The sequence below is a fragment of the Serratia sp. PL7 genome (assembly GCF_945957435.1).
The window spans coordinates 211842-237406 of sequence record NZ_CAMFLB010000004.1 but is presented as its reverse complement, the minus strand read 5'-3'; the positions used below and the strand labels follow the sequence as shown (position 1 = coordinate 237406).

At 62.0% G+C, this 25565-nt stretch carries 27 protein-coding genes and 3 tRNA genes; 10 read left to right on the top strand and 20 right to left on the bottom strand.

From position 1 onward, the window contains the following. Positions 1–3: 3 nt before the first annotated feature. The 6 genes from N6G83_RS21365 to N6G83_RS21340 all read right to left on the bottom strand — a co-directional run bounded on the left by N6G83_RS21365 (position 4) and on the right by N6G83_RS21340 (position 4279). Positions 4–189 carry a CsbD family protein gene (locus N6G83_RS21365; RefSeq protein WP_025305210.1) on the bottom strand — a complete coding sequence of 62 codons (186 nt, stop codon included), beginning with the start codon at positions 187–189 and terminating at the stop codon, positions 4–6. Positions 190–257: 68 nt separating this feature from the next. Then, positions 258–419: a DUF1328 domain-containing protein gene (locus N6G83_RS21360; protein ID WP_004857650.1), complete on the bottom strand. Its 162-nt coding sequence runs from the start codon at positions 417–419 to the stop codon at positions 258–260. 161 nt (positions 420–580) lie between these two features. Further along, positions 581–1195 carry a molecular chaperone OsmY gene (gene osmY, locus N6G83_RS21355; RefSeq protein WP_025305209.1) on the bottom strand — a complete coding sequence of 205 codons (615 nt, stop codon included), beginning with the start codon at positions 1193–1195 and terminating at the stop codon, positions 581–583. A 517-nt stretch (positions 1196–1712) separates the two neighbouring features. After that, complete coding sequence (gene prfC, locus N6G83_RS21350; RefSeq protein WP_025305208.1) at positions 1713–3302, bottom strand: peptide chain release factor 3; 1590 nt, start codon at positions 3300–3302, stop codon at positions 1713–1715. 151 nt (positions 3303–3453) lie between these two features. Continuing rightward, positions 3454–3897 carry a ribosomal protein S18-alanine N-acetyltransferase gene (gene rimI, locus N6G83_RS21345; RefSeq protein ID WP_049294806.1) on the bottom strand — a complete coding sequence of 148 codons (444 nt, stop codon included), beginning with the start codon at positions 3895–3897 and terminating at the stop codon, positions 3454–3456. Continuing rightward, positions 3842–4279, bottom strand: a complete 438-nt coding sequence (locus N6G83_RS21340; RefSeq protein WP_060434175.1) for a DNA polymerase III subunit psi — start codon at positions 4277–4279, stop codon at positions 3842–3844. Before N6G83_RS21340 ends, rimI begins: the two co-directional genes overlap by 56 nt. Positions 4280–4425: 146 nt before the next feature. Here N6G83_RS21340 and rsmC point away from each other — a divergent pair, with 146 nt between their 5' ends. Continuing rightward, on the top strand, positions 4426–5466 hold the full coding sequence (gene rsmC, locus N6G83_RS21335) for a 16S rRNA (guanine(1207)-N(2))-methyltransferase RsmC (RefSeq protein ID WP_127146483.1): 1041 nt from the start codon (positions 4426–4428) through the stop codon (positions 5464–5466). 51 nt (positions 5467–5517) lie between these two features. On the opposite strand, the gene N6G83_RS21330 is transcribed toward rsmC, so the two are convergent. Beyond that, a complete protein-coding gene (locus tag N6G83_RS21330; protein WP_260515885.1) occupies positions 5518–6510 on the bottom strand; it encodes an aldo/keto reductase in 993 nt (330 codons plus the stop codon). 118 nt (positions 6511–6628) lie between these two features. Here N6G83_RS21330 and N6G83_RS21325 point away from each other — a divergent pair, with 118 nt between their 5' ends. The 4 genes from N6G83_RS21325 to N6G83_RS21310 all read left to right on the top strand — a co-directional run bounded on the left by N6G83_RS21325 (position 6629) and on the right by N6G83_RS21310 (position 7984). Further along, on the top strand, positions 6629–7573 hold the full coding sequence (locus tag N6G83_RS21325; RefSeq protein WP_043136071.1) for a LysR family transcriptional regulator: 945 nt from the start codon (positions 6629–6631) through the stop codon (positions 7571–7573). Between the two features lie 72 nt (positions 7574–7645). Beyond that, a tRNA-Leu gene (locus N6G83_RS21320) sits at positions 7646–7732 on the top strand. Positions 7733–7768: 36 nt separating this feature from the next. Continuing rightward, positions 7769–7855, top strand: a tRNA-Leu gene (locus tag N6G83_RS21315). Between the two features lie 42 nt (positions 7856–7897). After that, positions 7898–7984: transfer RNA gene (locus N6G83_RS21310), tRNA-Leu, on the top strand. Between the two features lie 89 nt (positions 7985–8073). Here the strand turns inward: N6G83_RS21310 and N6G83_RS21305 are convergent. Beyond that, the gene (locus tag N6G83_RS21305; RefSeq protein ID WP_004933115.1) at positions 8074–8358 is read right to left on the bottom strand and encodes a DUF1435 domain-containing protein; all 285 of its coding nucleotides are present in this window, start codon (positions 8356–8358) and stop codon (positions 8074–8076) included. A gap of 260 nt (positions 8359–8618) precedes the next feature. On the opposite strand from N6G83_RS21305, the gene N6G83_RS21300 reads away from it, so the two are divergent. Further along, positions 8619–9698: a GGDEF domain-containing protein gene (locus N6G83_RS21300; protein WP_025305202.1), complete on the top strand. Its 1080-nt coding sequence runs from the start codon at positions 8619–8621 to the stop codon at positions 9696–9698. Between the two features lie 45 nt (positions 9699–9743). Here the strand turns inward: N6G83_RS21300 and N6G83_RS21295 are convergent, their stop codons facing one another. Then, complete coding sequence (locus N6G83_RS21295) at positions 9744–10340, bottom strand: TetR/AcrR family transcriptional regulator (RefSeq protein WP_025305201.1); 597 nt, start codon at positions 10338–10340, stop codon at positions 9744–9746. Positions 10341–10476: 136 nt separating this feature from the next. Between N6G83_RS21295 and N6G83_RS21290 the strand changes: the two genes are divergently transcribed. Further along, a complete protein-coding gene (locus N6G83_RS21290; protein ID WP_060448187.1) occupies positions 10477–11673 on the top strand; it encodes an MFS transporter in 1197 nt (398 codons plus the stop codon). Positions 11674–11683: 10 nt separating this feature from the next. Here N6G83_RS21290 and N6G83_RS21285 read toward each other — a convergent pair whose 3' ends face one another. Continuing rightward, positions 11684–12595 (bottom strand): LysR family transcriptional regulator, encoded by a 912-nt coding sequence (locus tag N6G83_RS21285; RefSeq protein ID WP_127146523.1) that lies wholly within the window; start codon positions 12593–12595, stop codon positions 11684–11686. A gap of 108 nt (positions 12596–12703) precedes the next feature. Between N6G83_RS21285 and N6G83_RS21280 the strand changes: the two genes are divergently transcribed. Further along, on the top strand, positions 12704–13906 hold the full coding sequence (locus tag N6G83_RS21280; protein WP_127146481.1) for an MFS transporter: 1203 nt from the start codon (positions 12704–12706) through the stop codon (positions 13904–13906). Position 13907: 1 nt separating this feature from the next. Here the strand turns inward: N6G83_RS21280 and fucP are convergent, their stop codons facing one another. The 7 genes from fucP to N6G83_RS21245 are packed head-to-tail and all read right to left on the bottom strand — an operon-like array spanning position 13908 to position 20069. Beyond that, a complete protein-coding gene (gene fucP, locus N6G83_RS21275) occupies positions 13908–15137 on the bottom strand; it encodes an L-fucose:H+ symporter permease (protein WP_025305197.1) in 1230 nt (409 codons plus the stop codon). Between the two features lie 40 nt (positions 15138–15177). After that, positions 15178–15537 carry an L-rhamnose mutarotase gene (locus tag N6G83_RS21270; protein ID WP_260515887.1) on the bottom strand — a complete coding sequence of 120 codons (360 nt, stop codon included), beginning with the start codon at positions 15535–15537 and terminating at the stop codon, positions 15178–15180. Further along, entirely contained in the window at positions 15534–16310 is a 777-nt protein-coding gene (locus N6G83_RS21265) for an SDR family oxidoreductase (protein WP_043136096.1), read from the bottom strand. The genes N6G83_RS21270 and N6G83_RS21265 overlap by 4 nt, the downstream gene beginning before the upstream one ends. After that, positions 16288–17151, bottom strand: coding sequence for an amidohydrolase family protein (locus tag N6G83_RS21260; protein WP_127146479.1), 864 nt, complete (start codon positions 17149–17151; stop codon positions 16288–16290). Before N6G83_RS21260 ends, N6G83_RS21265 begins: the two co-directional genes overlap by 23 nt. A gap of 14 nt (positions 17152–17165) precedes the next feature. Beyond that, on the bottom strand, positions 17166–18443 hold the full coding sequence (locus tag N6G83_RS21255; RefSeq protein WP_025305193.1) for an L-fuconate dehydratase: 1278 nt from the start codon (positions 18441–18443) through the stop codon (positions 17166–17168). Between the two features lie 14 nt (positions 18444–18457). Next, positions 18458–19303 carry a fumarylacetoacetate hydrolase family protein gene (locus N6G83_RS21250; RefSeq protein ID WP_025305192.1) on the bottom strand — a complete coding sequence of 282 codons (846 nt, stop codon included), beginning with the start codon at positions 19301–19303 and terminating at the stop codon, positions 18458–18460. A gap of 25 nt (positions 19304–19328) precedes the next feature. Beyond that, entirely contained in the window at positions 19329–20069 is a 741-nt protein-coding gene (locus N6G83_RS21245; protein WP_260515889.1) for an SDR family oxidoreductase, read from the bottom strand. Between the two features lie 236 nt (positions 20070–20305). On the opposite strand from N6G83_RS21245, the gene N6G83_RS21240 reads away from it, so the two are divergent. Both N6G83_RS21240 and ampH read left to right on the top strand, forming a co-directional pair. Then, on the top strand, positions 20306–21064 hold the full coding sequence (locus N6G83_RS21240; protein ID WP_025305190.1) for a FadR/GntR family transcriptional regulator: 759 nt from the start codon (positions 20306–20308) through the stop codon (positions 21062–21064). A 127-nt stretch (positions 21065–21191) separates the two neighbouring features. Further along, entirely contained in the window at positions 21192–22334 is a 1143-nt protein-coding gene (gene ampH, locus N6G83_RS21235) for a D-alanyl-D-alanine-carboxypeptidase/endopeptidase AmpH (protein WP_141971108.1), read from the top strand. 33 nt (positions 22335–22367) lie between these two features. Here ampH and hpaC read toward each other — a convergent pair whose 3' ends face one another. The 3 genes from hpaC to hpaA form a co-directional block, all read right to left on the bottom strand. Further along, a complete protein-coding gene (gene hpaC, locus N6G83_RS21230; protein ID WP_004933156.1) occupies positions 22368–22883 on the bottom strand; it encodes a 4-hydroxyphenylacetate 3-monooxygenase, reductase component in 516 nt (171 codons plus the stop codon). 16 nt (positions 22884–22899) lie between these two features. Continuing rightward, positions 22900–24462 (bottom strand): 4-hydroxyphenylacetate 3-monooxygenase, oxygenase component, encoded by a 1563-nt coding sequence (gene hpaB, locus N6G83_RS21225; protein WP_043136111.1) that lies wholly within the window; start codon positions 24460–24462, stop codon positions 22900–22902. A gap of 178 nt (positions 24463–24640) precedes the next feature. After that, on the bottom strand, positions 24641–25537 hold the full coding sequence (gene hpaA, locus N6G83_RS21220) for a 4-hydroxyphenylacetate catabolism regulatory protein HpaA (protein WP_038878427.1): 897 nt from the start codon (positions 25535–25537) through the stop codon (positions 24641–24643). Between the last annotated feature and the right edge of the window lie 28 nt (positions 25538–25565).

Below are 25565 nucleotides of genomic sequence, written 5' to 3'. Positions count from 1 at the left end.
TCCTCAGTGAGACGTTTTCTCCGAGGATACCGCGTCTCGCTCTCTTCCGTAATCCTCTTGCAGTACGCCGGCGAGGAAATCGTTGCTGCCGGCCAGCCAGGCGCAATCGCTGCCGGACCATTCGGCCCACGCCTGCCATACCTGGCCTTTCAGCTGTTTCCAGCGCCCGACGATGATGTCGCTGTTCATGTCCGGCCCTCCCCGACGTGAGAAAAGGAGTTAAGCTTTGTTACAGTTTACGGGAAAATGCCGGCCGGCTAAGGGCGCCGGCGGCCGGTGAACAGGCTGACCAGGAACAGGATGATGCCGACGACGAACACGATTTTAGCCGCCCAGGCGGCGGTGCCCGCCAGCGAACCGAACCCCAGTGCCGCAGCGATAAGCGCGATAACTAAAAAGATAATGCCCCAACGAAACATAAGCTTCTCCTTACCATTGTGAAAAAATTCGCTGCCGTCTACCGCCCCGACAACGGGACATCGACGGCAAATCAGTTTCTTTTTTTGGTGGTACACGTCGGGCCGCCTTGACGGCCCGACAGATGCGGCTTGTTGTTACTTGTTACGGGCGCCTGGCGGGATTACTGCTTAACCACCAGGTCGTTTTTCACGCTTTTCACGCCATCGATAGCCTTGGCGATGCTTTCGGCACGCTCAGACTGCGCCTGCGTTTTCACTTCACCGGAAAGCTGCACCACGCCATCGGTGGTTTCCACTTTCACATTGCGCGACGGCACGATGTCATCGGCCAGCAGCTTGGCTTTCAGCTCACTGGTGGTGGCGGTGTCGCCGGCATACGATTTGATCGATTGATTGGCTTCATCTTTCACGTGCAGCTTGTCGCTAACGGTTTTGACGCCTTCCACCTTGCCGGCAACCGCAACTGCATGCTCCGCCTGCGCCTGGCTGCCGACAAACCCGCTCAGGATCACGGTGCCTTTTTCGGTTTTCACCGAAATGTCAGTGCTTTTGATGGTCTTATCGTCCACCAACGCACTTTTAACTTTAGCCGTTATCGCGCTGTCATCCATGTAACCGTCAACTTTTTTCATGGAGCTATCGATTTTGGCACCGGCACTGTCCGCGGCGTTAGACGCCTTGTTGAGCAGACTGTCTTCGGCTAGCGCAGTGCCGCTCACCAAAGCAGAACCCAAAACAACAGCCATCAGCGAGTGTGCAAATTTGGTCTTTTTCATCGATCTCTTCCTTTTGTTGGGGGCCCGCAGCGCCAGAGTGCCGGAACCCTTCAGCCACCTTCACGCGGCCTCTCGGTAAATACTTCATCATCGCTATACGATTAAGCGTTCACGATAGGAATATTGCAACAGCCGTGCCAACTCAATAAACACCTTTAAAATCAAGCAAAAAAAGCGTTGAGTCGGATTTTTAATCAAAAAACTGTCGCCTATTGACGACAGACTAAGTGACACGAAACGGTAAAATAGTCATCTCATTGATATTTAAGGAAACAGACTGTCTCCTATCGGCAACACATCAGAATAACTCACCAAACAATCAGCGTATTGCAGTGATTTACTCTCAAGCAATGTGCGGACATCTCGTTAAAGATAGACCATGCGGCGGAAAACGCAGGCCAATCGCATCTCGCCTTGGCGATGTCGATTCGCAGGATAAAATATGAGGAAGTTTTATTAATTAGCGGAGTGAGAATACGGGGAGCTGGCAGGGCGCACCGGGCGCCCTGCAGAGTTATCAGTGTTCGCGGGTTTTGCGGAAGGTCACGTCAGGATAGCGTTCCTGCGTCAGGTTGAGGTTCACCATGGTCGGCGCGATGTAGGACAGGTTGTCCCCACCGTCCAGCGCCAGGTTGATCTCGTTCTTGCGCTTGAACTCTTCGAACTTCTTCACGTCGTCGCACTCGACCCAGCGTGCCGTCGACACGTTGACCGACTCATAAAGCGCTTCCACGTTGTACTCGCTCTTCAAACGCGCCACGACCACGTCGAACTGCAGCACGCCGACCGCACCGACGATCAGATCGTTGTTGGCGATCGGGCGGAACACCTGCACCGCGCCCTCTTCGGACAGCTGCACCAACCCCTTCAACAGCTGTTTCTGCTTCAGCGGATCGCGCAGGCGAATGCGGCGGAACAGTTCCGGCGCGAAGTTCGGGATGCCGGTGAACTTCATGTCTTCGCCCTGGGTGAAGGTATCGCCGATCTGAATGGTACCGTGGTTGTGCAGACCGATGATGTCGCCCGGGTAGGCTTCTTCCACGTGCGAACGGTCACCGGCCATAAAGGTCAGCGCGTCGGAGATCACCACGTCTTTGCCGGTGCGCACCTGGCGCAGCTTCATGCCTTTCTCGTAACGGCCGGACACCACGCGCATAAAGGCCACGCGGTCGCGGTGCTTCGGATCCATGTTGGCCTGGATCTTGAACACGAAACCGGTGAATTTCTCTTCGGCCGCCGTTACTTCACGGGTGTCGGTTTTACGCGGCATCGGCGCCGGCGCCCAGGCCACCAGGCCGTCCAGCATATGATCCACGCCGAAGTTGCCGAGTGCGGTACCGAAGAACACCGGCGTCAGCTCGCCGCTCAGGAAGGCCTCCTGATCGAACTCGTGGGAAGCGCCCTGCACCAGTTCCAACTCATCGCGCAGCTGCGCCGCCAGATCTTCGCCCACGGCGATATCCAGTTCCGGGTTGTTCAGGCCTTTGACGATGCGCACTTCCTGAATGGTGTGGCCTTTACCGGTCTGGTACAGGTAGGTTTCATCCTTGTACAGGTGGTAAACGCCTTTGAACAGCTTGCCGCAGCCGATCGGCCAGGTGATAGGCGAACAGGCGATTTTCAGTTCGCGCTCGACTTCGTCCATCACTTCCATCGGATCGCGGATGTCGCGGTCCAACTTGTTCATGAAGGTCAGGATCGGCGTGTCGCGCAGACGGGTGACTTCCATCAGCTTGCGGGTGCGATCCTCAACGCCCTTGGCGGCGTCGATCACCATCAGACAGCAGTCGACGGCGGTCAGGGTGCGATACGTATCTTCGGAGAAGTCTTCGTGCCCCGGGGTATCCAGCAGGTTGACCAGGCTGTCGCGATACGGGAACTGCATCACCGAGGTGGTGATCGAGATCCCACGCTGCTTTTCCATTTCCATCCAGTCGGATTTGGCGTGCTGGCTGGAGCCGCGGCCTTTTACCGTACCGGCGGTCTGGATCGCCTGTCCGAACAGCAGCACTTTTTCGGTAATGGTGGTTTTACCGGCATCGGGGTGCGAGATGATGGCGAAAGTTCTTCTTTTGGAGACTTCGCGGGCAAATTCACTAGGAGACATGGTTTTCAGGTTCTACGGTTAGTCCGCCCTGCGACATCATCAGAACGCGCCGATCGCGGCGCCGGGCAAAGCGGTGAATAAAAGATAACAGCCGGGCATTTTCGCCGATTTGCCAACCGGTGACAATCAATGCTTTTACCGGCCGGGCGGATTACCCCAGCGGCAGCGCCATCACGATCGCGTCTTCGCGGCCGTGGGCGCTCGGGTAATAATTGCGGCGCACGGTGACCTCGTTGAAACCGAGATCTTCATACAGCGCGATCGCCGCCTGGTTGGAAGCACGCACCTCCAGCCACAGCGTAACCACGCCGCGGCTCTCCAGCTGTTCGATCACCGCGTTGAGCAGCAGGCGGCCAAAGCCCCGGCGCTGGTACTGCGGATGGATGGCGATGTTGAACAGCGTGGCTTCGTCCAGCACGATCTGCGTGATGGCGAACCCCGCCATCGCCCCGTCGGCGCTCAGCTTCAGGTTAAGGTAGCGATCGCCCTGATTGCTGGCGAAGGTGGTTTCCGTCCAGGGAAAAGCGTGGCTGGCTTGCTCAATGGTGAAGGCCGTGGCCAGATCGGCCGCCGTCAGGGTAGAAATCGTGTTCATGATGACAAATCTGCTGCCAGAGGGCGCGTTTGGCCCCCGCGTCTTGGGAAAGCTCGGCCAGCGCCGGGCTGTGTAGCTGCGCGCCGGCGACCGCGAGCGGTTCCGCCACGCCCAGCCGCCAACTGTTGCATGCGGTCTCTTCAGGCAGCATCGCCGCCTGTTCCGGCGTCAGGCTGTAGGTTTGCGCCGGCGTCAGCCCCAGGCTGTGCAGCACGTCGCAAAACAGCGGATCGTCGGGTGCGGGCAGCGTCTGCGCCACCACCAGCAGGCGCGCCTCGGGCGGCAGACTGACTGCCACTTCGCCCTGCAACACGCTCGGGCGGCGCAATGTCCACTGCGTAATACCCAGTTGTTGTAACAGCCAGTCGCGTTTTGATGCCATGCCGATTCCTACCCGTTGTGGTGCGCCATGCCTGCCATGCGCCGCGCTATGCTAACAAACCCGCGCAGCCCGCGCCAACAAACCCGTCGAACATATCGCCACAAAGCTCTATAATCCCCGGTCTCATTTCCAGGAGCCAATATCTGATGTCTGCATTAACCCCCGCCAGTGAAGTCATGCTGCGCCACAGTGATGAATTTATCGAACGCCGCGTGCTGTTTGCCGGCGACCTGCAGGACAGCCTGCCGGCCCAATTCGAGGCCGCGGACGTGCGCGTCCACACTCAGCAATACCATCACTGGCAGTTACTGAACCGGACGATGGGCGATAACGTGCAGTTCGGTTTGACCGTCGATCCCGCTTTCGTCGCCGACTGCGACACGCTGGTTTACTACTGGCCGAAGAGCAAGCAGGAAGCGCAATTCCAGCTGTGCAACCTCCTGGCGCTGCTGCCGGTGGGCGCGGACGTGTTCGTGGTCGGTGAAAACCGCAGCGGCGTGCGCAGCGCCGAGCCAACGCTGGAAGGCCACGTCACGCTGGTGAAAATCGACAGTGCGCGCCGCTGCGGCCTGTATCATGGCCGCCTGGACGCGCAGACCGAGTTCGACCTGAACGACTGGTGGGACAGCTATCAGCTGCACGATCTGGAAGTGAAAACGCTGCCGGGCGTGTTCAGCCGCGACGGTCTGGACGTCGGCAGCTCGCTGCTGCTGTCGACGCTGGAAAAACACATGAAAGGCAAGGTGCTGGACATCGGCTGCGGCGCCGGCGTCATGGCCTCGGTGATGGCCAAGCTGTCGCCGAAGGTGAAACTGACCCTCAGCGACGTCAACGCCGCCGCGGTGGAATCCAGCCGCGCAACGCTGGCCGCCAACGGCATCGAAGGCGAAGTGATCGTCAGCAACGTTTACTCCGACATCACCGGCCGTTTCGACATGATCATCTCCAACCCGCCGTTCCACGACGGGCTGCAGACCAGCCTGACCGCTGCTGAAACCCTGATCCGCGGCGCGGTGAAGCACCTGCCGATCGGCGGCAGGCTGCGCATCGTCGCCAACGCCTTCCTGCCGTACCCGGACATTCTGGACGCCACCTTCGGCAGCCACGAAGTGCTGGCGCAGAACGGCCGCTTCAAGGTGTATCAGGCCACCGTCGGCCGCCCGCCGCGCGCGCCGAAGAAGAAATAATTCGCCGTTGGCGGAAAACGACAGAGCGCGGCCAGCAGGCCGCGCTTTTTTTTAACCGTTGATGTAGGTCATCGACTCCGCGCCGTAGCGATCGCCGGCCGCCGCGCTCAGCGGGAACACAGCTTCAATCGCCGCCAGCTCAGCCGCGCTCAGCGTTATCTCCGCCGCCGCGACGTTCTCTTCCAGGTAGCGACGGCGTTTGGTGCCGGGGATCGGCACGATGTGCTCGCCCTGCGCCAACACCCAGGCCAGCGCCAGCTGCGAAGGTTTGACGCCCTTCTGCGCCGCCAGCTCGCCCACCTTCTCCACCAGCGCCAGGTTGCGGGCGAAGTTTTCCCCCTGGAAACGCGGGTTGCCGCGGCGGAAATCGTCCTTGGCCAGATCCCCCGGCCGCCGGATAGCGCCGGTGAGGAAACCGCGCCCTAACGGGCTGTAAGGCACAAAGCCGATCCCCAGTCGCTCACAGGCCGCCAGCACGCCCTGCTCGGCGTCGCGCGTCCACAGCGAATACTCGGTCTGCAGCGCCGTGATCGGATGTACCTTGTGCGCCCGCTCCAGCGTGGCCACCGACGCCTCGCTCAGGCCGATATGGCGGATCTTGCCTTCGCGGATCAGATCCGCCATCGTGCCGACGACGTCTTCGATCGGCACCTGCGGATCGACCCGGTGCTGATAATAAAGATCGATCTCCTCCACGCCCAAGCGCCGCAGGCTGCCCTCGACAGAGCGCCGGATATACTCGGGGCGGCTGCTGACGCCGCGCGCCGAAGGATCCGCCGGATCGCGCAGAATGCCGAACTTGGTGGCCAGGAACACCTGTTGCCGTTTGCCTTTGATCGCTTCCCCCACCAGCGCTTCGTTGGTGTGCGGGCCATACATGTCGGCGGTGTCGAGCAGCGTGACGCCCAGCTCCAGCGCCCGGTGCAGCGTGGCGATGGCTTCTTGCCGATCGGCGCCGGTGGAGTAGAAGTCGCTCATGCCCATGCATCCCAGCCCCAGGGCGGAGACGACGGGACCGTGGGAACCCAGTTTACGTTGTTGCATTGTGCTGCCCTCATGCGGTGAATGGATAACGCAGCAAAGTCTGGTTGTTTACACTACAAAGATAAATAATGCAGATTGCACATCACTGTTCAAAAATCACCAACAATCCGGAGTGGACATGGATCAGGTTCAAGCCATGCGCATTTTTACCCGCATCGTCGAACTGGGCAGCTTCAGCCGGGCGGCCGAACGCCTGCAGCTGCCGCGCGCCACGGTCAGCAACGCGTTAAAACGGCTGGAGCAGCGGCTGGGCGTTCGCCTGCTGATCCGCACCACCCGCCAGGTACAGGTGACCAGCGAAGGCAGCCTCTACTATCAACGCTGCGTGCAGTTGCTGGGGGCACTGGAGGAGGCGGACACGCTGTTCAGTCACCATAAGCTGCAGCCGTCCGGCAAGGTGCGCATCGATATGCCCCATTCGCTGGCGCGCCAGATCGTCATTCCGGCGTTGGACGACTTTTACCAGCGTTATCCCGACATCACCCTGGCGCTGGGTGCCAACGACACCCACGTCGATCTGTTGCGCGAAGGCGTTGACTGCGTGCTGCGCGCCTGGGAAACCGAAGACGACAGCCTGGTGGCGCGGCGCATCGCCCAGTTGCCACAGATCACCTGCGCTTCCCCCGCTTACCTGCAGGCCTGCGGCACGCCGCTCGACATCGATAGCCTGGCGCCGCACCGCGCGGTGGGGTATTTTTCGCTGGCCAGCAACCGCGATTACCCGCTGGAGTTCTGCCGCGGCGGCAAGCTGGAACTGCGCGAACTGCCCGCCCGGCTGAGCGTCAGCGGCGCCGACGCCTATATCGCCGGCGCGCGCGCCGGCATGGGATTGATACAGGCGGCGCGCTATTCGCTTGCCCCTTGGCTGGAACAGGGCGAACTGGTGGAAGTATTGACGGACACGCCGCCCCCGCCGATGCCGATTTACATCATGTATCCGCCCGGCCGTTTCCTGGCGCCGCGGGTCAGAGTGTTGATTGATTGGCTGATTTGGCTGTTTGACCAGCAGAAAAGCGGCGATATGGCTGTTTTTCCAGCAAACGCCCGCAAAGCGGGGAAATAACTGTTGACGTGCCCGCCAAAATCTCTAGAATTCGCCTCCGTGGTAACGTTACTCCGGTAATGTTTCTGGTACGCGAAGGTGGCGGAATTGGTAGACGCGCTAGCTTCAGGTGTTAGTGTCCTTACGGACGTGAGGGTTCAAGTCCCTCTCTTCGCACCAAATAACCACATGATTTATATTGCACTCAGCATCGATGCGAAGGTGGCGGAATTGGTAGACGCGCTAGCTTCAGGTGTTAGTGTTCTTACGGACGTGAGGGTTCAAGTCCCTCTCTTCGCACCACGCTGGCGACGTAATATAAATCAAAGCAACAACATCGACTGTGCGAAGGTGGCGGAATTGGTAGACGCGCTAGCTTCAGGTGTTAGTGTCCTTACGGACGTGAGGGTTCAAGTCCCTCTCTTCGCACCAATTGATGATCTCTCCGGTAGTCTCCCCGAAAAAATCCCAACGCATTGATGAATCACACGCTTAAGCGTGGTTTTTCCGTTTCGGGCGTTTCACCCGAAGCTGAAGTTTAGGCTGACCGCCGCCAGGCCGCCCGCCAGCGCCATACAGGAAGGCAGCAGCAGATAGTGGCGCAGCCGGCTGTTGAACAGCATCACCAGCGTGGCCAACATCGCTATCACGATCAGGGTGCGCAACTGCAGCATATCCAGGTTGATCAGGGCCAACAGCGGCATCAACGCACAAGGCAGCAAAACGCCCCAGGCGCTGGCCAGGCGATCGCCGAGGCACCAACTGACGCCCCACAGCCCGCACGCGGCAATCATGGCAGTGAGCATGACAACCCCCCCTCAAGTGATAATGATAACCAATATCATATAACACTTTTTTGGCCGCCGCATCATTTTCACTGCGCTGACCAAACTCAGATGACACCAGCAGGAAAAAATGATAATTTGACATAAGAAAATTCCTAGTCCTGTTTGCATGATAATAATCACAATCCTCAACCATGCAATTCAAGTGGATATTCGCGCCAAGGGAATGCTTCTCAACCTTAATTATTCGACAGAACGACTTTGCAAAGAGTGACCTCCGTATGAACGCCCGTTCTTATCAGGAATTACTGAACAGCAAGCAGCGCCTGGCATTATTTCTTTTTCTGATAATGAATGCCGCCTCTTCCGTATTTACATTATTGTTCCCTTTTAGGGATACGCCCGCATTTACCCTACCTTTATTATGTATACCGCTATTTTGTCTGGTAGCAGCGCTATTTTCTCTGCAAACGCCACGTAAATATTTGTGCAAACTCAACCTGTTCTCCAGCGTGCTTGGCCTGCTGTGGGCCGCACATATTTACGTTAAAAGTCAATATTGCTTGCCGAATAACCAAGATTTTTTATTAATTAGTTTGTTCAGCATCTTTTTTATCAGCGCTATTTCTCTGACGGATAACTTTACCGCCTTTTGTTTACACGCCGTGCCTTCCGCAATGGTGATCCTGGCTTTAGACGGCATGCATAATACCCTGCGGATATTATTCACCACGCTATTACCTATTATCGCTTTCTCCATTCATCACCTGATGTTGAAACGCAGTGAAATCTTTACCCACGCGCTGGTGGCCAACCTGTATAACGAGCGGGACAAATTCAATAATTTGAGCATGCTCGATCCCCTGACCGGCCTTTATAACCGGCGTGGCCTGGAAAATAAGATCACTATGCTGCTGGAACCGCAAACCGGCCGCCACTACGTGCTGCTGCTGGATATCGACCACTTCAAGGTCTACAACGACAGCTACGGCCACGCCATGGGCGACCGGGCGCTGGTGCAGGTAGCGGTCGCCATTCGCGATGCGGTGCGTTCGCGCGACATCGTGGTGCGTTACGGCGGGGAAGAGTTTTTGGTGCTGCTGACCAACGTGCACGAAGGCTACGCGGCGCAACTGGCCGAACGGGTGCGCCAGCGGGTGGCGGAGCTGAACATCCCGCACGGCGCCAGTCCGCAGCACAGCGGCACGCTGACGCTCAGCGCCGGCATCTCCGCGCTGGAAAAACTGGACATCGAATCGGCGATAGGCGCAGCCGACGCCGCGCTCTATCTGGCGAAGCACAGCGGCCGCAACAATATTCAGCTGGCGCAAAACGTCGAGCCCGCCGCCGTTCACCCTTAAGCCGCCGCCGTAACGGCGCGGCGGCTGACATCAACACTTATACGGCTATACGGCGGTGGAACGCAGCCCGTTCAGCAACAGATTCAAACTGACCAAGGCTTGTTCCAGCCCCACGTCTTTTTCCGGATGATGGGCGACCCACAGCGCGGCATCCATCAGGCCGCCGTTGATTAAATGCGCCAGCGATTCCGGCTCGGCGACGGCGATGCGCCGCTGCGCCATCAAGGCCTGCAATGCGCCCGTCATCCAGCTGATGCACGCCAGCTTGCTGGCCCGCAGATATTCAGCTCCCAGCACCGAAGGTGAATCACGCAACAGAATGCGTTGCGCTTGCGGCTCCGTCATCATGATCAGATAACCGCGGCAACGCGCCGCAAAAGCCTCCCAGTCATCCGCAGTACTCGCGGTTATGTCAGCCAGATGCGCATCCATCTCCGAGTCTATCGCCTGCACCACCGCCAGGAACAGCCCCTTTTTATCGCCAAAATGGTGATAGAGCGCGCCGCGCGTCAGGCCGGCCTGGGCGGTGAGATCATCCATCACCGTCTCGGCATACCCCACGCTGCCAAACTGCCGGCGGGCCGCCGCCACCAGCTTTTGTCGGGTTTCTTCAATCATTTCGGTGCGCGCTTTACGTGCCATGGGTCCACTCCGCCTCATTATTGATGACGTTATAATTGACATACGCCATGTATGTCAATTAACGTAACATACGTGGCGTATGTCAATGATGGACATTGAGCGAATACCGAGCCGCCAACATTCCGGAGCCCTTTCCATGGCAAATCCTTATTTCAAACTGTTCAACGCCCCGGGCAGCAAGGCGTTTTCCTCTGCCGGGCTAATCGCGCGCCTGCCGGTCTCGATGACCGGTATCGGCATCATCACCATGCTCTCGCAGGTACGCGGTTCCTATTGGTTGGCGGGCGCGGTGGCAGCGACGTTCGCCTTTTCCATGGCGCTGCTTGCGCCGCAAATCGCGCGCGCGGCGGATCGTCACGGCCAAAGCCGCGTGTTGCCGTATGCCACCGGGATCAGCGCGATCGCCCTGCTGCTGCTGTTGTTCTGCACCCACTATCGGGCACCGGACTGGACTCTGTTTGTCTTCGCCGCGCTCGCGGGCGGCATGCCCAGCATCTCCGCGATGGTCAGGGCCCGCTGGAGCGAAATTTATCGCGGCACGCCACAGCTGCACACGGCATTTTCATTCGAGTCCGTATTGGACGAGGTGGCCTTTATCGTCGGCCCACCGATCGCCGTGGGGCTTAGCGTTTCACTCTTCCCAGAGGCCGGCCCTCTGGTGGCCGCGCTGCTTCTGGTGGCGGGCGTTGCGGCATTCGCCGCGCAAAAAAGCACCCAGCCCCCGGTTTACGCCCACAATAACCAGCGGCAGCGCGCCATCCTGACCATGCCGTCGATGCAGATCCTGGTGCTGGCGCTGATCGCCCTCGGCACCATCGTCGGCACCGTGGACGTCATCAGCGTGGCCTTCGCCGAGCAGCAAGGGCAGCCGGCCGCCGCCAGCATCGTACTGTCGGTTTACGCGTTCGGCTCCTGCCTGGCCGGGCTGATTTTCGGCGCAATGAAGATCCCCGTCCCCTTGCCTCGTCTGTTCTTATACGCGGCGTTCGCCACCGCTTTCACCACCTTGCCGCTGCTGTGGGTGCACAATGTCTTAACGCTGGCGGCGGCGATGTTTGTCGCCGGACTGTTTTTTGCGCCGACCATGATCGTTGCCATGGGGCTGGTTGAAAACATCGTGCCGCCCTCCCGGCTGACGGAGGGGTTGACCTGGATGGTCACCGGCCTGGGGATAGGCGTGGCACTCGGCGCCGCATTGGCGGGCCTGGCGATCGACGCTGCGGGGATAACGGCCGGCTTTGGCGTCACGCTCACGGCCGGCCTGGTCGTACTGCTGGTGGCGGCCGGCGGCTACCGCTTAATGCAGCGAACGCTGGCCTTGAAAGCGGCGTGAATCGCCCGCGCTAAGCGGTTTCCCAAATCGCCTTGCCCTGCCAGCGCCGTTCGATCGCCGTCAGAAACAGTTTCACCTTGGGGGAGAGATGGCGCCGGCTGGGATAGACGGCGCAGATCGGCGGCCCCGGGCGACAATAGCGCTCCAGCACCGGCACCAGCGTGCCGGCCGCAATCTGCTCGCCGACCAGAAACGCCCCCACCTGGCACAGACCCGCCCCGGCAACGGCGGCATCCCGCAAGGCCTCGACGTTGTTGAAGCGCATCCGGCCGCGCACCGGCTGTTCGTGCAGTTGGCCGTTAACTCGATAGCGCCAGGGCGCCGGCAATCCCTGGTGGCTGAAGACCAGCGTCTCGTGATCGCCCAACGCCTCCGGCGTTGCAGGCGTGCCGTAGCGCGCCAGATAGTCCGGCGCCGCGCAAGTGATTAGGCGATGCGGCGCGAGCACTCGCCGCACCAGCCGGCTGTCGTCACTGCCGCCGACCCGGATAGCTACGTCGATGCCGTCGCGCACCAGATCGCTGTACTCATCGGAGAAGCTGACGTCGGCGTCCACCTCCGGCCACTGTGCCAAAAACTCCCGTAAAATCGGCAGGATATGCAACCGCCCCAGCGAGACCGGCAGATCCAACCGCAGCCGCCCGCGCGGGGTTTGCCGCCGCGTATTGAGCGCCGTTTCCGCCTCTTCGGCCTGCGACAGGATGCGCTGCGCATACTCGTAAAACACCGCGCCGTCTTCGGTCAGGCTGACGCTGCGCGTGGTGCGCTGCAGCAGCCGGGTCGCCAATCGCTCCTCCAATCGGTTCACGCATTTGCCCGCCGCCGATCGGGAGATGCCCAGCCTCTCGGCCGCCAGCGTGAAGCTGCAAGCGTCGGCGACGCGGATGAACACCAGCAGGTCAGTCAGGTTATCCAACGGCATAGACGGTAAATTAGCCACGATTTGTCCCCAATGTTGCGCAATCAGGCCAGTTTATCAGCCATTTTGGCGCGGATACACTGAGGTTATTCATCTGTTGGGAGGATCCTTATGAATGCCTTACACGCCGACGGCGGCGCAAAACCCTGGCTGGCGACCTTCGCGGTCGGCCTGTCCACCTTTACCGTCGTCACCGCAGAAATGCTGCCCGTCGGGCTGCTGACTCCGATCGTCAGCACCTTGAACGCATCGATAGGCCGTGCCGGGCTGCTGATTTCCCTGCCGGCCCTGTTCGCCGCGCTGTTCGCCCCGCTGGTGGTGCTGGGCGCCCGGCGCACGGATCGCCGCAGCCTGTTGGTGGGCTTTCTGCTGCTGCTGATCGCCGCTAACCTGCTGGCCGCCGCTGCCACCTCCCTGGCCCTGCTGTTCGCCGCGCGCATCCTGCTGGGCTTTTGCATCGGCGGTATCTGGGCCATCGCCGGCGGGTTGGCGGAACGCCTGGTGCCGCCGGCCTCCGTCGGATTGGCGCTGTCCGTCATCTTCGGTGGCGTAGCGGCGGCCTCGGTGTTCGGCGTGCCACTCGGGGTGCTCCTCGGCGAAGCGCTGGGTTGGCGCATGGCGTTTCTGGCCGTCACCGTCCTGGCGGCGCTGACCCTGCTGTTGCTGCTGTGCGTGCTGCCGTCGCTGCCGGTCACGCAGGCGATATGCTGGCGGTCGTTCACCGCGCAGCGCGCGAATCGCCGACTGCTCCTTGGGCTGCTGCTGACGTTTCTGCTGGTCGCCGGCCACTTTATGGCTTACACCTTTGTTCGCCCGCTGTTGCAGACGGTCGCCGGCATCGAGGGCCGCTGGGTGGGGCCGCTGTTGTTCGCCTACGGCGTCGCCGGTATCGCCGGGAATTTCATCGCCGGCCAGGCCGCCGCCAAACGGCTGCGCCGCACTCTGGCGCTGATCGCCCTCGGGCTGGCGCTCGCCGTCCTGCTGCTGCCGCTGCTGGGCCACGCGCCGCTGAGCGGCAGTGCCTTCCTCCTGCTGTGGGGCATCGCCTACGGCGGCGTTTCCGTTTCACTGATGGCATGGATGCTCAAGGCGGCCCCCGACGCGGTAGAGGTCGCCTCTTCTCTGTATATCGCGCTGTTTAATCTGGCGATTTCCTGCGGTTCGCTGGCGGGTGGGCTGGTGGTGGACACCGGAGGCCTGACGATAAACGGCGTGCTGTCCGGCATGGTGCTGCTATTGGTGTTGGCGATCCTGATACGAACCCGCCCGCAGGCGCTGGCAACGGCGGCGAAGGCCGATTCGCCGCCGGGTTGAATCAGGCGCGGCGCTGCCGCAGGCCGTAAACCAGCACCACCGCGAAGCACAGCAGCGGCAGCAGATAAGAGATCGCGGTGCTGTAACGATCGGCCAGCGCCCCCATAAAGTACGGCATGATGGCGCCGCCGACGATCGCCATGATCATAAAGGAGCTGGCGCGCTTGGTGTGTTTACCCAAATTTTTCACCCCCAGGGCGAAAATGGTCGGGAACATGATCGACATAAAGAAGAACACCGCGATCAGCGCCACCACCGATACGCCGTCGACGCTCAGCATCACCACGCCGCACAGCGCGATGTTGATCAGCGCATAGGCCGCCAGCAGCGTCGCCGGTTTGACTCGCCCCATCAGCCAGGTGCTGAAGAAGCGCCCGACCATAAAGCAGATCATGGCGATCGACAGCAGGTAAGAGGCGCTCTGGTTAGACACCTCGCGCCAGTGCTCGGTGGCGTAGTTGATGAAGAACGCCCCGACGCCCACCTGCGCCGCCACGTAGAAGAACTGTGTGATAACCCCGCCGACGAAATGCGGATGCTGCCACAATCCCTGCGCTATCACGCCGTGCACCGGTTTTTCCTCTTCGCGGATCGCCGGCAGCCGTGTGCGGCTGAACAACAGCGCGATCAGCAGCACCAGCGCGGCGATCGCCACATAGGTCATCTTCACCGCGCTCTGATCGCCGCCGCCGGTGGACTGGCTGGCGGAGAAGAACAGCGTGCCGCCGATCAGCGGGCCGATAAACTGCCCGAGGCCGTTGAACGACTGGGCCAGGTTGAGCCGCCGTTCGGCGCCCTGCGCATCGCCCAGCACCGTGGCGTACGGGTTGGCCGCCGTTTCCAGGCAGCCCAGGCCGCTGGCGATAACGAACAGCGCGAACAGGAATACGCCGAAGCTGTTGGCCGACGCCGCCGGCACGAACAGCAGCGCCCCCAGCGCATACAGGCACAGCCCGACCAGAATGCCCGCCTTATAGCCCTTGCGATCCATAAAGTACCCGGCGGGCAGCGCCACCAGGAAATAGGCGCCGAAATAGGCCGCCTGCAGCAGCCCCGACTGCGCCTTGGTGACGTGCAACGTCTCCTGAAAATGTTTGTTTAATACGTCCAGCAGGCCATAGGACAGCCCCCACATGAAGAACAGGCTGGTGACCAGGATAAAGGCCCAGCGCAGATTGGCGGTCACGGGGACGCCCGGCTGCGCGGAGGCCGCACTTTTTTCAGCAAGCATGGTGATACCCTCGTATCGTCTGGCGATGATGATGTTGGCGTTATTGCTGTTGCAGAGAGAAAATCCGCGCCATTTCCACCCATTTTTCGCCCTGCGGCGTCCAGGGGGTGGCGGCCTGGTAGTGCCACATCAGCGCTTCCCATCGCTGTACTTCGGGGTTGTTCAGGCTGGCGGCGTCAAAACGCGCGGCGTCGAAATCGGCGCTGACCTCCACGATCATGAACAGCCGGGTGCCCAACCGGTAAATCTCCATGTCCAGAATGCCGTGCTCGCGCAAATGCGCGGCGATGCCCGGCCAGATGCGCTGATGATGCTGCTGGTACTCCGCAATCAGCGCCGATGAGTCAATCAGATCGAGCGCCTGACAGAAACGGCGCCGCGCTGCGGCCGCGCTGCTCACGTCAGCGCCCGATCGAGATGCAGATAGCCGCCGTCCACCGACAGCCACTGCCCGGTGGTGTGCGATGACCGCGACGACAGCAAAAACGCCACGGTATCGGCAATCTCCTGCGGCGTGGTCATGCGCTGCCCGAGCGGAATGCGTGCGGTGATTTTCTCCATCTGCCGCTGCGGCTCGGCGAAGGTGTTGAGCCAGCGCTGGTACTGCGGGGTGATCACCTCCGCCGGCACTACCGCGTTCACCCGCACCCCGTCATGGCGCAGCGACACCGCCCATTCGCGCGTCAGCGCCAGCACTGCGCCCTTGGCGGCGGTGTAGCCGCTGGTGCCCCCCTGCCCGCTGAGCGCGGTCTTGGAGGCGATGTTGACGATGGCGCCCCGGCTCTCCTGCAGCGCCGCCTGGCACAGGTGCGCCATCAGGTAGTAGTGCACCAGGTTCTTCTCCAGCGAGCCGACGAACGCTTCACGCCCCGCCTCCAGCCCGACGCCGTCATTGACCCCGGCGTTGTTCACCAGTCCGTCAATGCGACCGAAGGTCGCCAGCGTCTGGCTGACCGCCCGGCGGCAGGCCGCCTCGTCGCACAACTCGGTGAGGATCACCTCGGTGCGCGGCTGCAGCCGCTGCAAATCGGCCAGCAGCGCCGCCTCCGGCGCGGCGTTGGTGACCAGCACCGGGATCGCCCCCTCCTCGGCCAGCACATGAGCAATCGCCGCGCCGATGCCGGCACCGCCGCCGGTGACCAGCACCACCTTATCTTGCAGATACAGATCCATAACCAGACTCCGTTAAACCGTAAATTCGCCAGGCGGTGCCGCCCCAAATCGCCGCCTGCTCGGCGGCCCCCAGCGTCGACAGCGCCCGTTCGCACAGTTGCACCACCTGGCGGTAGTCGCCGGCCAGCAGGCACACCGGCCAGTCGGAGCCGAACATCAGCCGCTCCGGGCCGAACGCCTCCAGCGCGGCGTCGAAGAACGGCAGCAGTTCTTCCGCCCGCCACCGGCCGCCCGGCGCCTCGGTGATCAGCCCCGAGAGCTTGCAGGCCACGTGCGGCAGCGCCGCCAGCGGCCGGATTTGCTGCGTCCAGTGCCGCACGCCGCGCGCGATGTCCGGCTTGCCGAGGTGATCCAGCACCAGCCAGTGTTCGTCATGGCGGGCGGCGAACGCCGCCGCTGCCGCCAGATGCCGGTGCGTCACCAGGATCTCGTACACATACCCGGCGCGCTGCAGCGTTTGCATGCCGCGTTCCACCTCCGGCCGCGCCAGCCAGGCCGCCGGATCCGCTTCGTCCTGCACCTGATGGCGCACCCCGCGCAGCGCGCTGTAAGGCCGCAAGGCCTCCAGGCGCTGCGCCAGCTGCGGCGCGGCGATATCCAGCCAGCCCACCACGCCGCATACGCCCTCGCTCTGCTCAGCTAGCGCCAGCAGGGCCAGCGTCTCGTCCTCGCTGGGGCGCGCCTGCACCGCCAGCGCGCCGTCGAAACCGTGTTCCTGCAACAGCGGCCGCAGCCGGGGCGGATCGAAATCCTGCCGCAGCACGCGCATCCGCTCGTCGATCCACGGGTAGTGCCGTGGGTGATAGCGCCAGTAGTGCTGATGCGCGTCGATGCGCGGCATGCGATCCTCCCGCCTCACCCGCGGAACCGATACTGCTCGATCGACGACGGATGCATCTCGATCGAATAGCCGGGACGGCTCGGCGGCATGTAGGCCGCGCCGTTGATCACGCAGGGATCGACAAAGTGTTCATGCAAATGATCGACGTACTCGATCACCCGGCCTTCGTGGGTGCCGGCGATGCACAGGTAGTCGATCATCGACAGGTGCTGCACGTACTCGCACAGCCCGACGCCACCAGCGTGCGGGCAGACCGGCAGCTGGTATTTGGCCGCCATCAGCATCACCGCCAGCACTTCGTTGACGCCGCCGAGACGGCAGGCGTCGATCTGCACCACGTCTACCGCGCCACGCATGATGAACTGCTTGAACATGATGCGGTTCTGACACATCTCACCGGTGGCCACCTTGACCGGCGCCACCCCTTCGCGGATGCGGCGATGCCCTTCCACGTCGTCCGGGCTGGTCGGCTCTTCGATAAACCAGGGTTTGGCGAACGCCAGATGCTTCACCCACGGAATGGCTTCGTCCACTTCCCACACCTGGTTGGCGTCGATCATCAGCCGGCGATCTGGGCCGATCACCTCGCGGGCGATGCGCACCCGGCGGATGTCGTCTTCCAGATCGCGCCCGACCTTCAGCTTCAGGTAGGAGAAACCGGCGTCGACCGCTTCCTGGCACAGGCGGCGCAGCTTGTCGTCCGGGTAGCCCAGCCAGCCGGCGGAGGTGGTGTAACAGGGATACCCCTCCTGCAGCAGCCGCTCCAGGCGCCGTTCTTTGCCCTCGGCCCGCTGTTTCAGCAGCGCCAGCGCTTCCTGCGGCGTGATGCAGTCGGTGATGTAACGGAAGTCGATGCAGCGTACCAGCTCCTCCGGCGTCATCTCTGCCACCAGCCGCCACACCGGTTTGCCGACCGATTTGGCCCACAGATCCCACACCGCGTTGACCACCGCGCCGGTCGCCAGGTGAATGGCACCTTTGTCCGGCCCGATCCAGCGCAGCTGGCTGTCGCTGGTGAAGCGCCGCCAGAAGGCGCCCATATCGGCGGCGATCGTCTCCAGCCGCTCACCGACGATCTGATGCTCCAGCGCGCGGATCGCCGCGCAGCAGATCTCGTTGCCGCGGCCGATGGTGAACGTCAGTCCGTGGCCGCTGAGATCCGCGCGATCGGTCTCCAGGATCACGTAGGCGGCGGAATAGTCGGGATCCGGATTCATGGCGTCGGATCCGTCCAGCCCCAGCGACGTGGGGAAACGAATGTCTTCAACCCGCAGTGCGGTAATGGTGGTCATGGCGGCGCTCCCGGTTAAGCCTGTACGGTTTGCTGGCGCTGTTCGCCCAGCCCTTCAATGCCCAGACGCATCGTCTGGCCCGCCCGCAGGTAGATGGGCTGCGGTTTCTGCCCCATGCCGACGCCCGGCGGCGTGCCGGTGGAGATCACGTCGCCCGGCTGCAGGCTCATAAAGCGGCTGAGGTAGCTGACGATCTGCGGAATGCGGAAGATCATGGTGCTGGTGTTGCCGTCCTGATAGCGCTTGCCGTCCACCTCCAGCCACAGGTTCAGGCTGTGCGGATCGGCGATTTCGTCGGCGGTCACCAGCCAGGGGCCGATCGGCCCAAAGGTGTCGCAGCCTTTGCCCTTGTCCCAGGTGCCGCCGCGCTCAATTTGATATTCGCGTTCTGAGACGTCGTTGATCACGCAATAACCGGCGACGTGGCGCATCGCATCCGCTTCGCTGATGTAGCGCCCGCCCAGGCCGATCACCACGCCCAGCTCCACTTCCCAGTCGGTTTTCTGCGAGCCGCGCGGGATCTCCACCCGGTCGTAGGGGCCGACCACCGCGCTGGTCCATTTGTTGAACACCACCGGTTCCTCAGGAATGGCCGCACCGGTCTCCGCCGCGTGATCGGCGTAATTCAGGCCGATGCAGATGAACTTGCCGATGCCGCCGACGCAGGCGCCGAGACGCGGCTGCCCCTCGACCAGCGGCAACGCGGCGCTGTCCAGCGCGCGCAGTTTGGCGAGCGACGCCGGCGATAACGCGGCGCCGCCCACGTCGGCGATATGCTGCGACAGATCGCGCAGGCGGCCCTGCTCATCCAACATGCCGGGGCGCTCTTGCCCGGGTTCCCCATAACGTAAAAGTTTCATGCGTTCCTCTCTCAAAAATGGCGGCTCAGTTGCTCCAGCCACCGTCGATGATCTGCACCGTGCCGGTGGTGTACGAGCTGGCGTCGGAGGCCAGATACAGCGCCAATTGGGCGATTTCCTCGGTGGTGCCGATGCGCCCGATCGGCTGACGGGCGACGAACGCCTGATACACCTCTTGCTCGCTGCGCCCCTGTTCGCGCGCCTGCTCGGCGATGCGCTGGCGCAGCGACGGCGATTCCACCGTGCCGGGGCAAATGGCGTTGCAGCGGATGCCCTGGGTGACGTAATCCGCCGCCACCGAGCGCGTTAGGCCGATCACCGCCGCCTTGCTGGCGCTGTAGGCGAAGCGGTTCGGCACCCCTTTCACGCTCGAGGCCACCGAAGACATGTTGATGATCGAGCCTTTGCCGCGCGCCAACATGCCCGGCAGGAAGGCGCGGATCATGCGGAACATCGCGGTGACGTTGAGATCGAGCGCGAACGCCCACTGATCTTCGCTGCAGTCGAGGATCGATCCGCTGTGCACCACGCCAGCGCAGTTGAACAGCACGTCGATCGGGCCGATCGCTTCCGCCGCCGCCGCGATGGCGGCCGGATCGGTGACGTTCAGCGTCAGCGCGCGGATCCCGGCGGAGCCCTGCAGGCGCTCGATGTTGATGTCGCTGGCGATCACTTCAGCGCCGGCGGCGGCGAACAGCCTGGCGGTGGTAAAACCGATCCCTTGCCCGGCGGCGGTGATCAGTACGCGTTTCCTGGTTAAATCCATCTTGACTCCTCGGCCTAAAGGTCTAATGATCAGGCCATTAAAGGCGGTTAAAGGTCAGGCCTCTAACATGACAAAAGACGCTTTACGCGTTATCGTTGGGGGAAGAAGTTAATAAAAACAGCCTTGAAACCGCATTTCAATTAACCATTTTTTTACACTTGAATAACGATTACTCAAGCGCCTTATCGCATAATTGTGCGCCAAATCACTGAACGCCGAATCGTCAAAGGTCAAAAATGCCGATTACCCGACTGGAAAACCCAAGAATTTACAGACAGATAGCTGACCAACTCAAACGTCTTATCGAAAATAACGAATTTCCGCCGGGCAGCCGTCTGCCCTCGGAGCGCGATCTCGCCCAGCAATTGCAGGTCAGCCGCGCGTCAGTGCGCGAGGCGCTGATCGCGCTGGAAGTGATCGGCCTGGTAGACGTCAAGGTCGGCAACGGGGTGATCGTGCGCTCGCCAACGCCGCTGGCGCCGTCGCAGGAGCCGGTGATGGCCCAAGCCGGCCGCAACCAGTGGGCGGAGATCGACGACGAACTGAACATCGAGCTGGATTTCAACGCCGAGTTGCCGCCGTTTTCTCTGCTGCAAACCCGCCTGCTGATCGAACCGGAGACCGCCGCGCTGGCCGCGCGCCACGCCACCGACGAAGAGCTGGCGGGTATCCGCGCCGCCTATGAACAGAACTGCCGCGATAACCGCGCCGGTTCCGCCACCCACCCCGGCGATCGGCTGTTCCACATCCGCATCGCCCAGGCCAGCGGCAACCCGGCCTATGCGTTCATCATCGGCCACCTGCTCGGCCACCGTTACGGCAGCATGTTCCGCGTGCTGCAGCGCCACTATACGCCGGACGACATGCCGCACCGCTCCGAGCTGGAACACCGGGCGATCCTGGCGGCGATCGAAGCGCGCGACGTGCGCGGCGCCCGCAAGGCGATGAAGGCGCATCTGGACGAAGTGATCGCCATTTTCGCCCGCGCGCAGTAGCGCCACCGGCGGTGAAAAAATTTTATCGCCACCGCTCTTTTTTCTACATGCAGCCGGGGCCTGGGGGCATTACACTGGGCGACGAATAAGCCCTTTCCCCGCTGCATTGTTAAATGGATAACGACCGTTGAAGAACTCTGTCTCCGCTTTATTGCTGGCGCTAGGCCTGTGCGCCGCGCCGCTGGCCGTGCAGGCCGCGCCCCCGCTGCTGGCTTCGCAAATCGTCGACCAGTATGCCGAACATATTTTCTACAACAGCGGCGCCACCGGTATGGCGCTGGTGGTCATCGACGGCAATCAGGTGGTTAACCGCAGCTTTGGCGACACCAAGCCCGGCAACAACCTGCGCCCGCGCCCGGATTCGCTGATCCGCATCGCCTCGATCACCAAGCTGATGACCAGCGAAGTGATGGTGAAAATGGCGGCGGCAGGCCAGGTCAAACTGACCGATCCGCTGCGCAAGTACGCCCCCAAAGGCGCCTATGTGCCGGCTTACAACGCTGGCCAGCCGATCACGTTATTGAACCTGGCCACCCACACCAGCGCGCTGCCGCGCGAGCAGCCGGGCAAGAAGCCGCCTAAAACGCCGGTCTTCACCTGGCCAACCAAGGCCCAGCGCTGGCAATGGCTGGCGCATGCCAACGTCACGGTGCCGCCGGGCGTACACGCCGCTTATTCCAACCTGGCGTACGATCTGCTGGCCGATGCGCTGTCGCGCGCCGCAGGCAAACCCTACAACGCGCTGCTGAAAGAGAACATCACCGCGCCGCTCGGCATGGTGGATACCACGCTGACGCCGAGCCCTGAACAATGTTCGCGCCTGATGGTGGCGGCGGCCGGCCCGAGCGCCTGCCGCGACACCACCGCCGCGGCCGGCAGCGGCGGCGTCTACTCCACCCCGCGCGACATGCAGCGCTGGATGCAGCAGTTCCTCTCCTCCAGCGCCAGCGGCCCGCGCAAAGCCACCGCCGCCAGCGAGCAAACCATGTACTTCCAGCGCCACGATCTGGTGTCGCTGAAGGGTATGGACGTGCCGGGGCAAGCGGATGCGCTGGGGTTGGGCTGGGTGTATATGGCGCCGAAGGATGGGCTGCCGGGCATCATTCAGAAGACCGGCGGCGGCGGCGGATTCATTACCTACATGGCGATGATCCCGGCGAAAAACGTCGGGGTGTTCGTGGTGGTGACCCGCTCGGAGCTGAGCAAGTTCACCAACATGAGCGATCCGGTCAACCGCCTGGTGAGCGATCTGGCGGCCAACAAGAGTTGATATGCGGGGCGCAGCCTGCTGCGCCCCAACGCCTCAGGCCGGCACCGCCATCTGATGGATCACCGAATGGAAGTTGCGCTTGAAGTAGATCAGGCCATTACCGGCTTCGCTCAGCGCGATCTGCTTGATCTGCACCAGGTACATCTGGTGGGTGCCGATGCTCTGGATCTGCTCGATCTCCCCTTCCAGGCTGGCCAGAGTATTGCGCAGCACCGGCTGCCCCAGCGCGCCGAGCTGCCACTCTTCCAGCCGGAAACGATCTTCCATGCTGACGCCGGTCATGCCGGCGAAGTGGCGCGCCATCAGCTCCTGCTCGTGGTTGAGCACATTGACGCACAGCCTGCGGTTTTCCTGAAACACCGGGTTCATCGCGCTGTTGCGGTTGATGCACACCAGCAGCGTCGGCGGCGTATCGGTTACCGAGCACACCGCCGTGGCGGTGATGCCGCAGCGCCCCGCCGGGCCGTCGGTGGTGACGATATTCACCGCCGCCGACAGGCTGGCCATGGCGTCGCGAAAGCGCAGGCGCTGTTCATTTTCCTGAGACATACAACCTCCTCCTGAATTACTTCAGCAGATTATCCAACTGATTAATATCGTCATTGTTCCGCAGGTGCGGCACCTTCCAGCCGTGCTGATCGTAATCGGCCAGGCACTTGTCGACCATCTGCATCATGCGATCCATGTTGCCGGATCCCTGCGCGTGGCGCAGGCACTGCAGGCGGATCTCATCCTGGCTGCCGGCGTAGTTGATCTCATACAGCTCGTGACGGCCGCCGAATTCGCTGCCGATCGCATCCCACATCAGCTTGAGGATCTTAATGCGTTCGACGTGATCCATGCCGTCCGATCCGCGCACGTAGCGCGCCAGGTACTTGTCGATCTCCGGGTTGTTCATGTCGCGCACGCTGGACGGCAGGTAGATCAGGCCGCTGGTGACGTTCTTCTCGATGATGTGTTTCACCTTGGTGTAGGCCATCGGCGCCATCACGCGGTAGGTTTGCAGCGCGGCGGAATCCGGCAGGTAGGCGCCGTTTTCCCATTGAGTGGCTTCGGCGCACATCGCGTCGCTCAGCGACCAGAACAGGTTGCGCCAGGCCACCACTTCGCCCAGATCCGCCTGCACGCCACGGAACTCCAACACGCCGGTGCACGAGAGGCTTTTTTGCAACAGCGCGGTAATGAAGTCCATCTTCACCGCCAGGCGCACGCAGGCCTGCAGCGGGAACAGCCGGGCGAAACCGCCCTGGGTGCTCCAGCGGCGGCAGCGGTCGAAATCGCGGTAGATCAGCACGTTTTCCCACGGGATCAGTACATGATCCATGATCAGGATCGCGTCGTTCTCGTCGAAGCGACTGGTGAGCGGGTAGTCGAACGGCGATCCGGTGGCGCCGGCCACCAGCTCATAGGAGGCGCGTGAAATCAGCTTCACCCCTTCGGCGTCCATCGGCGCCACGAACATCAGCGCGAAGTCCGGGTTATCGCCCATCACCTGCGCCGAACCGAAGCCAATGAAGTTGTAGTGGGTCAACGCCGAGTTGGTGGCCACTACTTTGGCACCGCTGACCACGATACCGGCGTCAGTCTCTTTCTCCACCTGAATGTAGACGTCCTTCACCTCATTGACCGGCTTGTGGCGGTCGATCGGCGGGTTGACGATGGCGTGGTTGAAATAGAGCCCGGTTTCCTGAATGCGTTTGTACCAGTGGCGCGCGTTGTCGGCGAACTGGCCGTAGAACTCCGGGTAAGCGCCCAGCGCGCAGCCGAAGGCCGCCTTGTAGTCCGGCGTGCGCCCCATCCAACCGTAGCTTTGGCGTGACCAGTCGGCGATGGCGTCGCGCTGCTGGCGCATCTCTTCCGGGCTGCGGGCGTAGCGGAAGAATTTGTGGGTATAGCCGCCGTTGCCGGTGTCGGTGTTCCAGCACAGGCGATCCTGGCTGGCCGGATCGTGCAGCGCGTCGTACAGCTGGCCGACTGATGCCGCCGCGTTGCGGAACGCCGGGTGCGTAGTCACGTCTTTCACGCGCTCGCCGTAAATGTAGATTTCGCGGCTGTCCTGCAAACTTTTCAGGTATTCGGCGCCGGTGAACGGGCGTTTGCTGTCGGCACGAAAGTCTTCTGGTTTCATCGGGTCTTCCTCGTCATCGGCATTTTTCAGGCCGTGGAGCCGGCCATTTGTTAAAATAATGTTTTCTTTTGGTTGCTTAATTGAAGCTGCCAAAGCCGGTTTCGAGAAGAGACTTTTGCGGCAATCGCCGGTACTTTTCAGGTCAGTTTGCCGCTTTCGCGGCAAACTGTGATCGCGGTTACGAAAGGGCGTGCTGCGCCGCGCGGTAGGTCGAGGGGGAACAGCCTTCCAGCCGATTGAAAAAACGGGCGAAATAGGCCGGATCCTTGAAGCCGAGGCTGTAGGCGGTTTCATGCACCGTACAGGCGCTGAACAGCAGCATCCGTTTGGCCTCGCGCAGCAGCCGATCGAAGATCAGCCGCTTGGGCGGCCGGTTGGCGAAGCGCCGGCACAGGTCGTTGAGCCGCGATTCGGTCACCCCCAGCGCCTGCGCATACTCCGGTACCGGCAGGTGCTCGCGAAAACGCTCGTCCACCATCTTGTTGAACCGCTGAAACAGCTGCAGTTCGCCGCGCACGCCGCTGTTGGCGCTGTCTTCCAGCGCGGTGTTGCGCAGCAGCAGCGTGAACACCGCCTGCGCCAGCAGCGCCAGCGTCTGTTCGCGCCCGGCCAGGTTCTGCCCGAACTCGCGGCGGATCAGCGCCCAGTAGTGGCTGAGCGCCGTCAGCTCCTGCGGCGCGTCGGCCAGCGACAGGCAGATGCCCGGCATGTCCAGCGCCAGGTTGCTGCCGGGATACAGGCGCTCCAGCAGCGGCCAAATCAGCTCCTGGCGCACCGTCAACACGTGGCCGTCGCTGTCCGGTTCGGTGAAGAACGCATGCGGCACCGACGGCGGCGTGAGGATGAACAGCGGCGCCTGCACCGAATAGTGCTGATCGTCGAGCTGCAGCTCTATCTTGCCGGTCTCCAGGAAATGCACCTGGAAGAAGCAGTCGTGCCAGTGCACCTGCATGTCGCGGCCGAAGAATGCCGCCAGCCCGGCGAAGGTTTCGTAGTGCACCTCGTCGGCGGCGTAGCGCGCGTCATACTCTTTGCAAATATCGATGTTGGCGATAAAGCCGGTACTTTTCCGCACCTCATGACCTCCTGCAATCATGCCCACT

Excerpts from the sequence above, each read along its gene's own strand:
- N6G83_RS21365 (WP_025305210.1), bottom strand. The coding sequence starts at position 189 with ATGAACAGCGACATCATCGTCGGGCGCTGGAAACAGCTGAAAGGCCAG.
- N6G83_RS21360 (WP_004857650.1), bottom strand. The coding sequence starts at position 419 with ATGTTTCGTTGGGGCATTATCTTTTTAGTTATCGCGCTTATCGCTGCG.
- osmY (WP_025305209.1), bottom strand. The coding sequence starts at position 1,195 with ATGAAAAAGACCAAATTTGCACACTCGCTGATGGCTGTTGTTTTGGGT.
- prfC (WP_025305208.1), bottom strand. The coding sequence starts at position 3,302 with ATGTCTCCTAGTGAATTTGCCCGCGAAGTCTCCAAAAGAAGAACTTTC.
- rimI (WP_049294806.1), bottom strand. The coding sequence starts at position 3,897 with ATGAACACGATTTCTACCCTGACGGCGGCCGATCTGGCCACGGCCTTC.
- N6G83_RS21340 (WP_060434175.1), bottom strand. The coding sequence starts at position 4,279 with ATGGCATCAAAACGCGACTGGCTGTTACAACAACTGGGTATTACGCAG.
- rsmC (WP_127146483.1), top strand. The coding sequence starts at position 4,426 with ATGTCTGCATTAACCCCCGCCAGTGAAGTCATGCTGCGCCACAGTGAT.
- N6G83_RS21330 (WP_260515885.1), bottom strand. The coding sequence starts at position 6,510 with ATGCAACAACGTAAACTGGGTTCCCACGGTCCCGTCGTCTCCGCCCTG.
- N6G83_RS21325 (WP_043136071.1), top strand. The coding sequence starts at position 6,629 with ATGGATCAGGTTCAAGCCATGCGCATTTTTACCCGCATCGTCGAACTG.
- N6G83_RS21305 (WP_004933115.1), bottom strand. The coding sequence starts at position 8,358 with ATGCTCACTGCCATGATTGCCGCGTGCGGGCTGTGGGGCGTCAGTTGG.
- N6G83_RS21300 (WP_025305202.1), top strand. The coding sequence starts at position 8,619 with ATGAACGCCCGTTCTTATCAGGAATTACTGAACAGCAAGCAGCGCCTG.
- N6G83_RS21295 (WP_025305201.1), bottom strand. The coding sequence starts at position 10,340 with ATGGCACGTAAAGCGCGCACCGAAATGATTGAAGAAACCCGACAAAAG.
- N6G83_RS21290 (WP_060448187.1), top strand. The coding sequence starts at position 10,477 with ATGGCAAATCCTTATTTCAAACTGTTCAACGCCCCGGGCAGCAAGGCG.
- N6G83_RS21285 (WP_127146523.1), bottom strand. The coding sequence starts at position 12,595 with ATGCCGTTGGATAACCTGACTGACCTGCTGGTGTTCATCCGCGTCGCC.
- N6G83_RS21280 (WP_127146481.1), top strand. The coding sequence starts at position 12,704 with ATGAATGCCTTACACGCCGACGGCGGCGCAAAACCCTGGCTGGCGACC.
- fucP (WP_025305197.1), bottom strand. The coding sequence starts at position 15,137 with ATGCTTGCTGAAAAAAGTGCGGCCTCCGCGCAGCCGGGCGTCCCCGTG.
- N6G83_RS21265 (WP_043136096.1), bottom strand. The coding sequence starts at position 16,310 with ATGGATCTGTATCTGCAAGATAAGGTGGTGCTGGTCACCGGCGGCGGT.
- N6G83_RS21260 (WP_127146479.1), bottom strand. The coding sequence starts at position 17,151 with ATGCCGCGCATCGACGCGCATCAGCACTACTGGCGCTATCACCCACGG.
- N6G83_RS21255 (WP_025305193.1), bottom strand. The coding sequence starts at position 18,443 with ATGACCACCATTACCGCACTGCGGGTTGAAGACATTCGTTTCCCCACG.
- N6G83_RS21250 (WP_025305192.1), bottom strand. The coding sequence starts at position 19,303 with ATGAAACTTTTACGTTATGGGGAACCCGGGCAAGAGCGCCCCGGCATG.
- N6G83_RS21245 (WP_260515889.1), bottom strand. The coding sequence starts at position 20,069 with ATGGATTTAACCAGGAAACGCGTACTGATCACCGCCGCCGGGCAAGGG.
- N6G83_RS21240 (WP_025305190.1), top strand. The coding sequence starts at position 20,306 with ATGCCGATTACCCGACTGGAAAACCCAAGAATTTACAGACAGATAGCT.
- hpaC (WP_004933156.1), bottom strand. The coding sequence starts at position 22,883 with ATGTCTCAGGAAAATGAACAGCGCCTGCGCTTTCGCGACGCCATGGCC.
- hpaB (WP_043136111.1), bottom strand. The coding sequence starts at position 24,462 with ATGAAACCAGAAGACTTTCGTGCCGACAGCAAACGCCCGTTCACCGGC.